The 13,804-nt window shown below is 39.1% G+C and carries 13 protein-coding genes and 2 pseudogenes; 1 reads left to right on the top strand and 14 read right to left on the bottom strand.

The genetic code is table 11. From position 1 onward, the window contains the following. Positions 1-357: 357 nt before the first annotated feature. The 5 genes and pseudogenes from RQP52_RS35160 to RQP52_RS35140 all read right to left on the bottom strand — a co-directional run bounded on the left by RQP52_RS35160 (position 358) and on the right by RQP52_RS35140 (position 5,666). Positions 358-870 (bottom strand): DUF1003 domain-containing protein, encoded by a 513-nt coding sequence (locus RQP52_RS35160; RefSeq protein ID WP_127458603.1) that lies wholly within the window; start codon positions 868-870, stop codon positions 358-360. A gap of 441 nt (positions 871-1,311) precedes the next feature. Next, a complete protein-coding gene (locus RQP52_RS35155) occupies positions 1,312-2,133 on the bottom strand; it encodes a hypothetical protein (protein WP_315956099.1) in 822 nt (273 codons plus the stop codon). Between the two features lie 516 nt (positions 2,134-2,649). Further along, positions 2,650-3,934, bottom strand: a pseudogene (locus RQP52_RS35150) (IS110 family RNA-guided transposase). 465 nt (positions 3,935-4,399) lie between these two features. Next, the gene (locus RQP52_RS35145) at positions 4,400-4,603 is read right to left on the bottom strand and encodes a reverse transcriptase domain-containing protein (RefSeq protein ID WP_315956098.1); all 204 of its coding nucleotides are present in this window, start codon (positions 4,601-4,603) and stop codon (positions 4,400-4,402) included. 277 nt (positions 4,604-4,880) lie between these two features. After that, positions 4,881-5,666: a GNAT family N-acetyltransferase gene (locus RQP52_RS35140; protein WP_315956097.1), complete on the bottom strand. Its 786-nt coding sequence runs from the start codon at positions 5,664-5,666 to the stop codon at positions 4,881-4,883. Positions 5,667-6,678: 1,012 nt separating this feature from the next. Between RQP52_RS35140 and RQP52_RS35135 the strand changes: the two genes are divergently transcribed. Beyond that, a complete protein-coding gene (locus RQP52_RS35135) occupies positions 6,679-8,946 on the top strand; it encodes a discoidin domain-containing protein (protein ID WP_315956096.1) in 2,268 nt (755 codons plus the stop codon). Positions 8,947-9,737: 791 nt separating this feature from the next. Here the strand turns inward: RQP52_RS35135 and RQP52_RS35130 are convergent. The 9 genes and pseudogenes from RQP52_RS35130 to RQP52_RS35090 all read right to left on the bottom strand — a co-directional run bounded on the left by RQP52_RS35130 (position 9,738) and on the right by RQP52_RS35090 (position 13,776). Beyond that, positions 9,738-10,121 (bottom strand): DUF302 domain-containing protein, encoded by a 384-nt coding sequence (locus tag RQP52_RS35130; RefSeq protein WP_315956095.1) that lies wholly within the window; start codon positions 10,119-10,121, stop codon positions 9,738-9,740. A 490-nt stretch (positions 10,122-10,611) separates the two neighbouring features. Continuing rightward, entirely contained in the window at positions 10,612-10,827 is a 216-nt protein-coding gene (locus RQP52_RS35125; protein ID WP_315956102.1) for a rhodanese-like domain-containing protein, read from the bottom strand. Positions 10,828-10,852: 25 nt separating this feature from the next. Then, a complete protein-coding gene (locus tag RQP52_RS35120) occupies positions 10,853-11,113 on the bottom strand; it encodes a metal-sensitive transcriptional regulator (protein WP_315956094.1) in 261 nt (86 codons plus the stop codon). 39 nt (positions 11,114-11,152) lie between these two features. Then, positions 11,153-11,635, bottom strand: a pseudogene (locus RQP52_RS35115) (DsrE/DsrF/DrsH-like family protein). A gap of 59 nt (positions 11,636-11,694) precedes the next feature. Next, a complete protein-coding gene (locus RQP52_RS35110) occupies positions 11,695-12,111 on the bottom strand; it encodes a rhodanese-like domain-containing protein (protein WP_315956093.1) in 417 nt (138 codons plus the stop codon). 104 nt (positions 12,112-12,215) lie between these two features. Next, positions 12,216-12,599 carry a peroxiredoxin family protein gene (locus RQP52_RS35105; RefSeq protein ID WP_315956092.1) on the bottom strand — a complete coding sequence of 128 codons (384 nt, stop codon included), beginning with the start codon at positions 12,597-12,599 and terminating at the stop codon, positions 12,216-12,218. Between the two features lie 15 nt (positions 12,600-12,614). Continuing rightward, positions 12,615-12,830 carry a DsrE/DsrF/DrsH-like family protein gene (locus RQP52_RS35100; RefSeq protein ID WP_379175275.1) on the bottom strand — a complete coding sequence of 72 codons (216 nt, stop codon included), beginning with the start codon at positions 12,828-12,830 and terminating at the stop codon, positions 12,615-12,617. 201 nt (positions 12,831-13,031) lie between these two features. Then, entirely contained in the window at positions 13,032-13,256 is a 225-nt protein-coding gene (locus RQP52_RS35095) for a sulfurtransferase TusA family protein (protein WP_315956091.1), read from the bottom strand. Positions 13,257-13,377: 121 nt separating this feature from the next. Then, positions 13,378-13,776, bottom strand: coding sequence for a DsrE/DsrF/DrsH-like family protein (locus RQP52_RS35090; RefSeq protein ID WP_315956090.1), 399 nt, complete (start codon positions 13,774-13,776; stop codon positions 13,378-13,380). Positions 13,777-13,804 lie beyond the last annotated feature (28 nt).

Genomic DNA, 13,804 nt, shown 5'->3' with positions numbered 1-13,804 from the left:
GTAGTCTCCTTTGGTTTTGTTTTTGGATCCGACGCTGGCCAGCATCAGGGAACCATAAACATCATACCAAGGAGTCTTTTTATTTCTCAAATCTCGTATTTCCTCATAATAGGAATGCTGCCCGTTAGTTCAATCCTCTCTGCGTTTTCAAGCCTGCTATTCGCCCAATCCCGCAGTGGAAGCCGATTTTACTTCCGTAGAACAATGATAAAAGAACGGCTCCGTTCGCATCAAGAGCGAGCGTAAGAGCCGTTCTCTGTTTTTCACAAGATTTCCGAGATTAAACCCCAACCTAACTAAATCAGGGCTATAGGAGAATTGAAATTTTCGATAATTTCTCTTCTTAAAAAAGTCTTTTTATTTCCCCTGTAAAAGCTTTTTAATCTCCGCCAAATCTTCTTTCACTTCATTCCTAAACTCAGCAAAATCTGCCTCAAGTCTATGCAGATGACCCTGCATATCATCAATTTCTTGCTCCGCTTTATAATTGATTGCAAAATCAATTATAGCTTCTTGTTTGTCTCTTGCTGACTGTCTATTCTGACTCATCATGATAATTGGAGCTTGGAATCCAGCAAGAAAGGATAATAAAAGATTTAATAAAATAAAAGGTGGTTCATCAAAATGAATGACCTTAGTGATCGCCAATGTGTTTAAGATAACCCAAGCTGCCAAAAATACAATGAAGATATTAATAAATTTCCAACTTCCAACAAACTCCGCTACATTATCAGCAAGTTTATCTGACCATTTTGTTGATTTTGCATAATCTTCATTTAAATGGTCATGTATATTGCTTTGAAAATTTTCAACCAATTGTTGAATTCGTCCTGCGTATTCTTTTAAATCTTTTGTGTTTTCCTTCTCCATGTTATCACCATTCCCATTGTATTTGTTTAATTCATCCTTTACTAATCAATATTAGGCTCACAGGCCTTATCATTGTCCTTTCAAATTTAGGCTCAATCGAGTTCGCAATATCTTTATCATTAAGAATAATAAATACCAATGGATTTCATACAAAGATCGATTCTCCTAGAAAGCAAGTAAATAGCTGCAGTATACTTAATATAGGGATGCTCATGATTAAGCATTCCATATAATCTCTAAATTTCCCCCTACCCAATCCAAAAGATATTATCAACAATATTTTAACACAATCTATTTCACTAACCGTTACTAAAAAAACGAAAAAGGAGCTGCCCCGTAGCACGCTCCTCAACTATCGTTTCTCATTAGACGTATTGAAAAATGGAGCAGCTGACGCGGCAAACTACTCCAATATCCGTTCAACTAACGTGTCCCGATAGCTTAACACGTCTCGTGAAAGGCTACTGGTTCATAACCATAAACTTTTATTTTGTTCTCATTAAAAACATCTCTGACTTTCTTGCTAACTACCAATTGCCTAGCATCATACGCGTTTAACCGTTCAGTTGTCAAATTGAAATCCAACACCAATTTAAGATCTGCTTTTTCATAAATCAATTCTGATCTCAAAACAGCACCGGCAATACACCGGGAACAATGTTTAAGCTTTACTTTTTCCAGTCTAGTTCTCTCACTTAATAGAGGGAGAATATTAATTACTCTCATTTCAAACACTTGACCTAATTCACGTTCTTTATAATCATTGGCTGGGAGAAACTCACAGCCTGTTAATTCATTCTGAATAATGATATTTTTAGCATGCTCAGTAACGATCAACTGAGGGTAGATCGTGATAAGATGACTCTTTTTCATCTTCTTTACATCCAGTCTCAACTCAGATATCTGCTGTAATTGACATTCACAGTCTACTTCTAATGTTTCATAGACTGTGCCATAATAGGCTGCATTTTTTAACGGTTCATGTTCCCATGGAAATGGAACATTCACATGAAAGAAATAACTTGAGTCCATTTCTTTTTTTGTGTATTTCCGTCCTTCTGCAAAAGTATACTCGAGATTACGTTCCTCAAGCATTTTAAGTAACTCCTGATACCCTTCCCGAGCTTCATTGGTTTTTACTGTAATTAAACCATAAGCAATAGTACGAGAACTAATTTCGTCCACCTTACCATTTATTTTTTCTATGATATCGTTCAAGTCAGAAACAGTTCCCCTTATGTCTAATTGAGCATTCCTTTGCATTAAAGATTTTCCCCTTTGGCATTAGTATAACTAGCGCATTGTTAACCAGATCTATTGTAATCCTGCCAAAAAAATATTTTCTTAATAATACCATAATTGGAACTAAACTGCCTCTTTGGAGAATCACTTTGCTCTCAAATACTCTCGTTTTCTCAGCTTTTGACCTTTAAATACTTTTTAGCAGATAACATTCAATGGTATGAAGTTGTAGAGGAAGAAATTTATGGATATGCTGAGGGACAAAAGACTCTCTACCTAAACCATCTTTTGTAAATAACGGATGGCATTGTAATGTATGGTTGCACCTTTGGATCTCCACATGAGCTCATGGTGGTCAACCCTCCCACATCTCGCAGAGTCTACGCTCCCACATTCCTTCATTCAACCTACCATGAGGTGGAGGTCAGATATGCTGCCCGACAGGATCTTTGTCCGTAAGTTTAGTGCCTTTCCGACTCATCCGTGCTTCTTGTTGTTATCTTGTCTACCTAGATCATCATCATATAAAAGCGAAAATTAAGCTGCTTGTGGTATCTCCGTAAATCGAGGGATATCCTTGATCATTTTTTCTTCACTAAACTCATGACCCTTCTGTAAGATACCAAAAAGGATGCGTATAAGCTTGTTACATAACGCGATGAGAGACTGCATCTTTTTTAATGGATTCACAGGCCGTTTGGTGTAATACTCGTATAGGGTTCGAAAGGCTGAATTTTTAGCGACTAGCGGCATCATCACTCTAAAGAGCAGAGCACGAAGGCGTTTCCTGCCTCTCTTTGTGATCCTGGTTTGTCCTATATGTGTGCCGGATGAATTTGTTTTCAAATTCAGTCCAGCAAGTTTTGATCTGTTTTGGATGTCGGTATTGGTCAATGTTACCTACCTCGGCTAAAAAGCCAGCGATCGTATCCCTCCCAATTCCTTTCATGGCCAATACTTGCTTTACATGAGGGATCTGCGCTAGCAGTTCATCTAACTTTGCTTCCAATTCCTCAAGCTTGTTCTTAAGCCATTCGTACTGTGTCAGCAACAACTTTAGCTCCATTTTAGCCAACTCAGAACCTTGCCTGATGCCAACAGAACAGCCGGCTGCTGCCTTCAGATTCTGTATTCGACCTAGACCAAGCCCATGTTTTGCAGCTTCTCTTAAATGCTGCAGCAACGTCTCGTCAGGCACAGAAACAAGCTCATGTGGCAGTAGATGAAGGCTTAGCATTTGGATGGCAGAATTGCACTCCCAGTCCTTAAATACCGTCAAAAACTCTGGAAAATACCGATCTAGCCAATTATGGACACGTAATTGCACAACACAAAGGTCAGTTGTCAGGTGCTCGCGAATTTTCATGGCTTCCCTCAGTTCGGCATAAACGCCTTGAGGAAGGCTCGGTACAGCGTATCTCCCGTCTTTGACCAACTGTGCAATCACTTTTGCGTCCTTCATGTCATTCTTCGTTGGCGAGTTGTCATCGAGTTCTTTGCTTTTCTTAACATGCAGTGGATTTACTACACCATATTTCACTTGCTTTTCTTTTAGAAAATGAGCTAGGTTTAGCCAGTAGTGACCCGTTGGTTCCATACCAACTATGGCGTCCTTGAACCCCTGCTCCGTCGCAATCTTCCTGAACCAGCTAACGAATAATTCAAAGCCTTCTCGATTGTTTTCAAACGTAAGTGGCTTCCCGAACTCGACCCCGCGGAAGTCTTGGGCTCTCGCCACATGCCTAAATTTTGCGATGTCGACTCCGATAATTAAAGTAGAAAAAGTAATTTGATTAATTCGTTCATTTTGAGTAGAATGCATGTTGTAGTCTCCTTGGTTTTGTTTTTGGATCCGACGCTGGCCAGCATCTGGGACCCATAAACATCATACCAAGGAGTCTTTTTATTTCTCAAACCTCATATTTCCTCATAATAGGAATGCTGCCCGTTAGTTTAATCATTTGGAAAATACTCCCTTGGTCTTCCGTCGGGAATGAGATAAAGTTCTTGTCATAATCGGGAAGGGATAAAGTTCTTGTCATTTGGTTTTGACAAGAACTTTATCCCATAAAACAAAAAAAGCCGATATTTTCGCGGCACTTAATGAGACAATGTTCTTGTCACCCGACAATTTCTATATATATTCTTGACGGAATAATCTTTTATTGATTTTTCTATTCTGAGTAACTGCAAAATAAATCTTCTAATAATTCGATACTTTTCGTTTTTTTCAAGCCATGCTTTCTTGTTTAACGTGAGCGTCTTCCGCGTCTTTGCTTTGACCTTTTCAACGTTTCCTTGGTAATCTCAGCGGCTTTATGTATCGCCTCTTCGGTTTTGGCGAACAGCAGAAATCTGCGTAGCGCACAAATCGGACTCCATGTTCTTCAAGCTTCAAGTCTAGTTCATTGAGATACAGATTTGCCAGAAGAGGAGAAATGACGCCGCCTTGCGGCGTTCCAGAATCCTCGTGGTACTTCCCTTCCTCCATATACCCCTCTTTGAGCCATTTTTTGAAGGGGCGTTCCGTGTTGAACTTCCTGGGCGTCAATATATGGCGGTTTGATTAGTGGCGCTTATAGAGAAAGCAATTTAATAGACTAAGCCTCTGTTGTATTAAGGCAAGGATTTGTCTCAAGTTTTCATGAAAATAATTGTCCAATGCTTAACGCCGTTCATAAGAATAATAAAGGGCTGCCGTGTGGCAGCCCTTTATCGTGTCGATTATTAAAAACAAATGACAAGAACTTTAATGAAACGAATCCGCATTAGCTGGAGAAAATATTTATGCTCAGTTCTTCTTTAAATCCAACTTTCGGATAAACACTTCGTCCCATTGGAGTTGCGTGAATAACAGCTAAATTCACACCTTTTTGCTGCACAATGTGCAATACATGAGCAAGCATAGTACGGGCTATTCCTCTCGAACGATAGGCTTCTAAGGTTGCTATGCTATAAAAGCCTGCGACATCGCCCTCGGTAAAGGTCGTAAGTGTAGTTACAGGTACTCCATCCATATAAGCAAGATAATGTTGAACCGTGGTGATATCTTGATTGGGGCCATCCACAAACACTTTACAAAAAATATCGGCCATTGGCTCTGGAACGTTATACCCTGCTAGTATGACCCTTCGGAACTCTTCAATCTCTTGAGTTTCACGTACAGCTCGGACTTCCAGCCCCGGCAATTCCGGCAATTCCGAACGCCAGTCTTTCAGTGAAAGCCCCATACCCGAAATGACGCCAACCTGATGAAAATGATTAGTCGCAAGCGCTTGGTTAATGACTTCATCCTGATCGTGCGAGGTGGTCAACCAGGCCAATTTATGGCCGCGATTATGGTAAAAGGACTTGATTGATGCCATCTCATCCTCGGGATTGATCTCTTCAGAACGTTTGTATGTAAAAACGCTATTGAATAGTCCATATGGGATTTCGGACTCAAATCGTTGCGTGCGATTCGTCTCCACGAATGTGAAAACTTGGCTAAGCTGACTCAATTTCTCGTAAGCGCGGACCATATTTTCAAAAATTAGTTTCTGAGTCGCTGACAATTTAGATCTCTCCTCCCGTTTTCACGGTAAAAAATAATTATTTTCGATCACAAGTATTAGCATACCCCTACATTAACGATATTTCTAATTGATAATAATAATTGATTTAATTATTTATATTCATGAATGGGTAATAATTAAAGTGATAAGTCTAACCAACTCGGTTTATGAGAATTATCATTCTCATAAGATCATAAGAAACTTTCTTATTATCAAACTGCCAGGATATATAGTGAATACCTTGACAGGATTGTTGATAGTTCTATATCTGCACGTAAGTCTTACGTATCGTGAACACCCGACAAGATTACAATCCATCTAGAGCAGGACTTCCGAACAAGCAGGAGTTGCCTTTTCTCGTCATATTCCTTGTTTCTTGCCATTCACGTTCACCTCCCGACGACATAATAGCATTTCGGGAACGAATAGTAAAGAATATTTTCAAACCATTCATTCCCATAAAAAGAATTCACCTAGCTCCAATTTCTAAAATGCGAACGAAGCACACTAGCCTCTTTTACGCGGGTATTAGTACAACAAGCTGTGATTCGCATCCGGATAGATTAGAGTCAATTTAGGTGAAAAAGAAATCCATCCCCCAATATTTTACATTGACGCCACTGTGTATTTTCATATGTTTACAATAAATTAAGATTTCACTCACCCCTGCCTCGTGCCGTTCTCTTCTTAGGAAATACGCACTATAGTTACCAAACATGGCTTTTCGCTAATAAAATAGACGTTTTTTTCTTATTCATCTGGTTTTCTTGCCTTTATTTTCCTAGCTAACTTGCGAAAAATCTAATAGTTCAAAAGATTCATAATGCATTTTAAAAGTGATGTTCAACATATCCACCATGACCTAAACATTGTGTTTGCACAGGAGATAAGTCCTATTGTTCATTATTATTTCGACAATATATAATAGCCCCAATCTCATTTCCAATAGTTTCAAGTTAACTTTTAGGATTTCGTGATTAATTTAGATAATTATTTTAGGAGGAAATTAGGAATGAAAGAATTGCCAAGTATTACACGAAAAAAAGCACTCATCGTTACTTCAACATCGCTCGCTTTATCCGTGCTACTGAGTACCTTAAACATGGCGTCTGTCTCAGAGGCTGCCGAAGCATCCAACATGCAATCCTACAAGGCTTCGCCGATCGTAAGCAGCGCAAATAGTGCGCAATTGCTACTGAATCCGCCGAAGTTGATTCCGGATAGCACGAGGAATATGGTTGGACGGGATATTGACATTGAGTTTCCAGATGATCCCGCATGGAGGGCTGCGATCACTGCCGTCAAAATAGACGGGTATTCGCTTCAAGATCCATCCGGTTATTCGATAACACCAGGTAAAATCACAGTGCATGGCATCTATTTCGGCAGTGAGTCTGTACGCAACATAAGCATTGAAGCAGCGGGCTATTCGAGTACGGACGTTATGCAGCCTATCCTATCGTTCTATTCACAAAACCTTGCGTTGAATAAACCAGTGTTCACATCAGACAATGCGCTGCAAGCAGGCAATAATGCCGTAGATGGAAATCCTGCAACAAGATGGGAATCGAAATTTGCTGACAACCAATTTCTCACAGTCGATCTAGGTGCGGTGTACGATGATATTACCCACGTCGTTCTTAACTGGGAAAATGCTTCCGGCAAAAGCTACGATGTTCAATTATCTGTAGATGGTTCGACATGGACGACCGTTTATACGACCAACCAAGGAGAACCTGGCCTATTGGATAACGTATATTTTGAGCCCACTAAAGCAAGATACGTAAGGATGAACGGTCATACACGGACAACAGACTACGGCTTCTCGTTACGGGAAATGGAAGTATACGGTGACGCGTTCTCCGGAATAGAGTCGGCACCTGTATTATATGCAGATACTACAGCCGATGAAGCCGGTCAACCGATTGATATCACGTTTGCAGATGATGCGGAATGGAGAAGCACGATTAGCGAAGTAAAAGTAAACAACACGGTCATCAGTCCTTCTCAATATCAAATTAAAGCAGGTCAATTGACACTTAACAGCTCATTGTTTCCGGAAGCACAGACCTACTGGATTTCTGTCCAGGCTACAGGATTTAGAAATACAGTCGTATACCAAACGGTTCTTCCTAAAGGTAACCCTGGTGTACCAACGAATCCGCCCACGGATCCGACAAATCCACCTACAAACCCGACAAATCCGCCTACAGACCCGACGAGTCCACCAGCGAACCCTGGCAGCAATCTTGCTTTGAATAAGCAGACTGCATCTTCACCTGATTACCATCGTTCTAGTGCTGACGCAGTTGATGGCAGATTGGATCGCCGCTGGGAATCTGCATTCGCGGATAACCAATGGATGACCGTAGACCTTGGCGCCAAGCAAACCATTAACCGTGTTCTTCTTAACTGGGAGAATGCTTACGGCAAAGCCTACACGATTGATGTATCAATCGATGGTGAAACATGGCATACGGTTTACTCTACTGACAACGGAAATGGTGACATTGACGACATCTCCTTCTCGCCCGTAGAAGCTAGATATGTGAAAATGAACGGTATTAAACGCGGTACACCTTACGGCTTCTCCTTGTGGGAGTTCGAAGTATATGCTGGCACTGCTGACTTAATTGAAAGTCCAACTCTGGCGGTTAGTACGACTGCTACGATTGGAGAACCTGTCGAACTTACTTTCGCAGATAACGCGGCGTGGAGAAATGCCGTTAACTCCATCGAATTGGATGGCGTAGCATTGAGCCCTTCCCAATATCAATTGGAAGCAAGCAAACTTACATTGGATGCCTCCCTGTTCATCGACTCTAAACCTTATACAATTACAATTGGCGCAACAGGTTATAAAAATGACTCGGTTGTACAATCTCTAACACTAGGATCATCGCAAAACCTGGCGTTAAACAAATCAACAACAACGTCTGAAAGTTCTTTGCAGAACAGCAGCTTTGCAGTAGATGGTAAGAAAGATACACGTTGGGAGTCCCAGCACGGCATTGATCCACAATGGATCACCGTTGATCTTGGTGAAGCAACTGAAATTAAACGTGTTGTACTAAACTGGGAGAACGCTGCCGCTAAATCTTACAAAGTAGAGGTATCTTCAGACGGCGCAACTTGGACGACAGTATATGCGACAAATAATGGTCACGAGGGTATTGCTAATCTACTTATCAAACGAACAGAAGCTCGTTACGTCAAAGTAACGGGAACTGAGCGGACCACACAATACGGCTACTCCTTGTTCGAACTTGAAGTCTATTAATTCTAGAGCATATTAAAAGACAAGTCCGGGAACACCTCTAAAAAGGTACTCCCGGACTTTTATAAATTAAACTGTTTGACAGCATCGATTAATAAATCTGAACCATAGTTCGATACTCGTCCTTAGGCCCTTAACAAATTGTCTTGTACATCAATTGTACAATGTTCAGTCGGTTGTCCCAATGTATCCTGCACTTTTTGCTTATGCTGCTACCACGCAAGTCTGCACATTAGTTTAAAGCCTACTCTCTGAAACACCTTTAATCGAGTCTTCTACCTTCTAGGAGGTTGGAGCTAGAATGTAGGTAGTTTTGTGTCACAAGACTACAATATAGGGAAATTTGTGCATTTTTAAATGACACAAATTTCCCTACATAAAAAAATAAAAGCTTGATTTCTCAAGCTTTTTCACCCTGGTTTATGTTGGCACATTTGTGTCATTGGACACATCCCGTCTTCATCTTGTACTAAGCACATTGTCGGGGATAAGCCTCAGATGGGTGTCATTATTTTATGTATCCTTGCTGGCATTTATCTTCACTACAATGATAAAAAGCGGATACAGTGATTCTACAAGATATGAAAAATCCCACAATGGCATTTTCAGTTTATACACGTTTTGCTTCAAGGGGGTTCCATACTTCAAGTATGTGATAACTTAGATTAAAATCGAGACCCTTCCATGTTTTGCAATTACTTCATCTTCTACCGTTTTATTTTTTTCGACCGTGTAATGGAACATTCGTTTAATTCATAAATTAACTACATTATCGGTCTCTTTGGCTACTTAGACTATATGGTTTTATCAATACAAGAAATTAATCGCTTTTCAACATCCTCCGCAATACTTTGAAGCTTTTCGCTATCGACCATTCCAATTAATGCTGTTGGTTTGGGAAATCCAATTTTTGTTTTTCCTTCATCCTCGTATACAGTTATTTTACATGGTAAAAAATATCCAACAATTGCATTTTCACTTAGGACACGTTTCGCTTCAATTGGATTGCAGACTTCAAGAATGTGGTATCTCCGATTGAACTCAACTCCTTTTTCCTTTAACTTCTCCTGCATATCTAAGTGCCATAAAACACCGAATTTTTCTTCCTTTAAATTAAGTTCGAGACTTTCAATGACTTGTTCTACTGTCTTTCTTGTTTCAACGGTGTAATGAAACATATTCGTTTTAACTCCCTTTCAATTTCTTTATTTACAATTAATCCGGCTCCATAGTATAATTCATAGTATACTAATCGGAATTTGGAGGTATGTTGAATGGGATTTATAATTAAGTTCACTAAAGAAAAGTGCCCTATTTGCAAAGATACACTTCTCACCCATAAATCAAATGCATTACTTTCGCATATTATTAAGTCCTGCCCAAAAGATCATTACGAAAAGGAATTCATACCATCCTTAGAGGGCTACGTAGAGCATTATAAGGTTGTAACAACATAAGTATTTGCAAACGGTTGAAATATATGTAGAGCACAAAAAAAATCATTAGCATCATCTCCATGAGCTAATGATTTTTTATTCATTTTGTTAATTTCCCTCTCCAAGACATAATTCCGCCTTGCAAGTGTGCATGCTCTCGAAATCCATTTTTTGAAGAATTCGTACTGCTTGTTTGCTTCTCATACCGCTTCGGCAATATAAATAAACAATTTTATCTACTGGGATCTCTCCATGTCGTTGTTTTATTTGAGATAATATTTATCGCTCCCGCAATATAACCTTGTTTTACTTCACCATGTTCACGGACATCAATTAATACTCTATAACGGTTTCCCTTCAATTCACCTTGAAATTGATCGGGCTTTAAATTCTTAAGACCTTTTACTCCGCCAAATCTAGAATAAACAAACCAGACGAGGAGAACAATTCATTTCAGGCTCTTTTCTTCGTACTTAACGGCTTTTCACTAGCAAATCGATTGCTTGTTTGACCATTTTACTCGAGTCTCTTCCTGCTTCTTTTTCTTCTAAAATGCATTGTTCTAAATTTACGGCAACGATATAGGCAATAACTTTATCAGCAGCACTTCTTACAGCAGACAATTGGCTTACAACATCCTTACAAGGCTGCTCTTCTTCCATCATCTTTAAAACACCACGAATTTGACCTTCTACTCTTTTTAATCTTTTTTTCACATCATCATCGTATTGCATTGAATGTCCTCCCTCTCATTTATATAAGAAGTAAAAAGTTTAATTAAATAAATTCACTTTTGCATCTGCCGCATCACCTAAATAAGCAGCAACCCCTGCATACTCGATACCATCGAGAAGTTCTTCCTTTTGCAATCCAAGCAGGTCCATCGTCATCGTACATGCCACCATTTTAACCCCTTGCTCTTGAGCTAATTCAGTTAGTTGCGGTAATGTTGGAGTATTATGCTTTTTCATAACATGCTTGATCATTTGGGGACCTAGCCCCCCGAAATTCATTTTGGATAATCCCAGCTTGTTCGCACCACGTGGCATCATTTTAGCGAACATGGACTCCAACCATCCTTTTTTGATAAGAACTGATTCATCCTTACGCAGCGCATTTAAGTCCCCAAAAGGTAAAGAAGATTGTAACTTCGTGGTCATAAGCAGCTGCACCGTTTGCAATAATAAATGCTGCAATAGCCTTATCTAATTCACCATAAAAAGTACGATCGTTGATTTTACTTTGGTTTCTAACATGAAATTCATCCTCTCATTACTACTTATACTAGTATGGGTATTAAACAAAGCAAAAAAATTTACATGCACACACATGTTTGAAGCTTACTATAGCTCTGTTGATTCTTCTGAAATTTTTTATAAGCCGACATACCATTCTGTAGATATGTTAAATGGTGGTGCCCACTTTTTTTCAAAGTTCTTGCTGCTCTCTTAGATTGGTACTTCGAGTCCGCAATGATTATGATTTCATCATCAACATGTATTTCCTGTTTCTTAACAAAAGGTAATCTTCCAAGAGAGATATTGAATGCTCCTTCAATATGACCAGCATAGAAATCAACCTGATCCCTAACATCAAGTATTTTCAAATTAGCCGGTATGTCCTTTAGAAGATAAGAAAACGATATTGCTTTTATTTTTTTTAGACCTTTTACAGGTCTTAATCGTTGAATAAAATAAACGAAGAAGATCGATAATATAAAATATTTAATCAATTAGTAGCCTCCTATTCCATTTACTATATTCACAAGATGAATTATATACCCCTATAGGTATATGCACAATGAATGTATGATAGCAGTTTTGGAAATAAACAATTTTAAAAATGTACAAATAAATTTGCGGTAGCAGCTTCGTTTAATAGCCATTTTAAAGGTACTTTTTCAAAAGGCAGCTCAGATACAATCTTACTATCTGGATCGTCACTATCTGGAACAACAAAACGAACTCCTAAATTAACAGCTATCGATAAAAGATCTCCAATAGAAGAAGCCTTAAAATCGTGTATAGCATTGGCTAGATATTCTTTGCCCCTTGAAGGTATAGGGATATAATGGTGATCCAAAATATTTACACCGCTTCTAGAGAAGGCTAAAAGGACATCAGCACCTGTTGCCGCAGCACCTATAGATATATTCAAAGGTGGATATACGGACTCTAATTCGTTATGCAGTGCGAAAACAATTACTTTTTTAGGATCCATTTCATTCCACTCCCTCTAGTAACTTAAAACGGCATCCGCGTCATAGGCTAGATCTAGAAATGTAGCAACAACAGCGAGTTCTACTCCATCTATACACTCCAAACCATTTTGAAACATAATGTTCATCTGACATCTGTACAGCTTGACTCCTTTATCTAATGCTTTATGCAGCAAGTCGCTAAAATCAATTGCCTCTTTTTCTTTAAGTTCATGAAGATAACGTTTATCCAAAACCCTGGAGCCATCTAAATCAAAAAAATAAAGACTTCATTTTGTGAAGATTGATCAATAGCTTGCTTCAAAACGATTGATGCGTTTGAGGCTCAATGTAACAAAGTAGATCATTCGACTTCTGTTCATGACCATAGCCTCATTTCTTGAGATTTTTAAAAAGCTACCACTGATTAAAGTGGTAGCCTTTTTCAACTTTCTTTATCCCTTTTTAACAATAAAGGTGAATACGCCATTCTCTTCTTTGGATTCAATGAGTTCATGTTTGGTTTGGTTTACCCAAGCCTGAAAATCCTTCATAGAACCTTTATCGGTTGTTTGCAACTCCATAATTTGTCCAGGTTCCAGGGAATCAATCCCTTTTTTCGCTTTAACAATCGGCATAGGACAAGCAAGTCCTTTTGCATCTACAACTAAGTTTGACATTATATGATCTCTCCTTGTCTAATCATTCAAGATAATGAACTTCACAGCGATTCAGTCCTAGTTCTACTGCATGTTCAAGGTTCGACATGAATTTACCGCGATTAATAGCGATAATTTCCTCCTAGAAGTTCAAGCTCACTTGGGCATCAAAAGCAAAGTCTAGGAATGTCGCAGCGCCTCCGAGTTCAATTCCTTCGATAAAATGCTCTTTATCCAACCCCATTACATCGATCGTCATCTGACAACCAATAAGACGCACTCCCGAATCTTTGGCAATTTCAATAAGTTCTTTAACCGATGGAACATTGGCTTTCTTAAAGCCTTCTTCCAGTCCTTCGTTGCCTGGTTTAAGCTGTAGCAATTGTTCAGATTCTTTATGAATGATGGACAAGCCTTCAAAAGTGAAGAAGATGGCTACCTCCGCATCCAATGCCGCTGCCGCTGTAGCTATATTCAAAACTTTATATGCCGTCTCCAGGCCACCCGTTGATGCAATAAGAGCTACTTTTTTATTTGTCATGTTTATTCGTCTCCTTTTTATTTTTATT

This window comes from Paenibacillus violae, assembly GCF_032461945.1.
In the GTDB taxonomy this organism is placed as follows: Bacteria; Bacillota; Bacilli; order Paenibacillales; family NBRC-103111; genus Paenibacillus_E; species Paenibacillus_E violae.
Note: the sequence above shows the minus strand (reverse complement) of the source record. Positions and strands in the feature narration are given on the sequence as shown.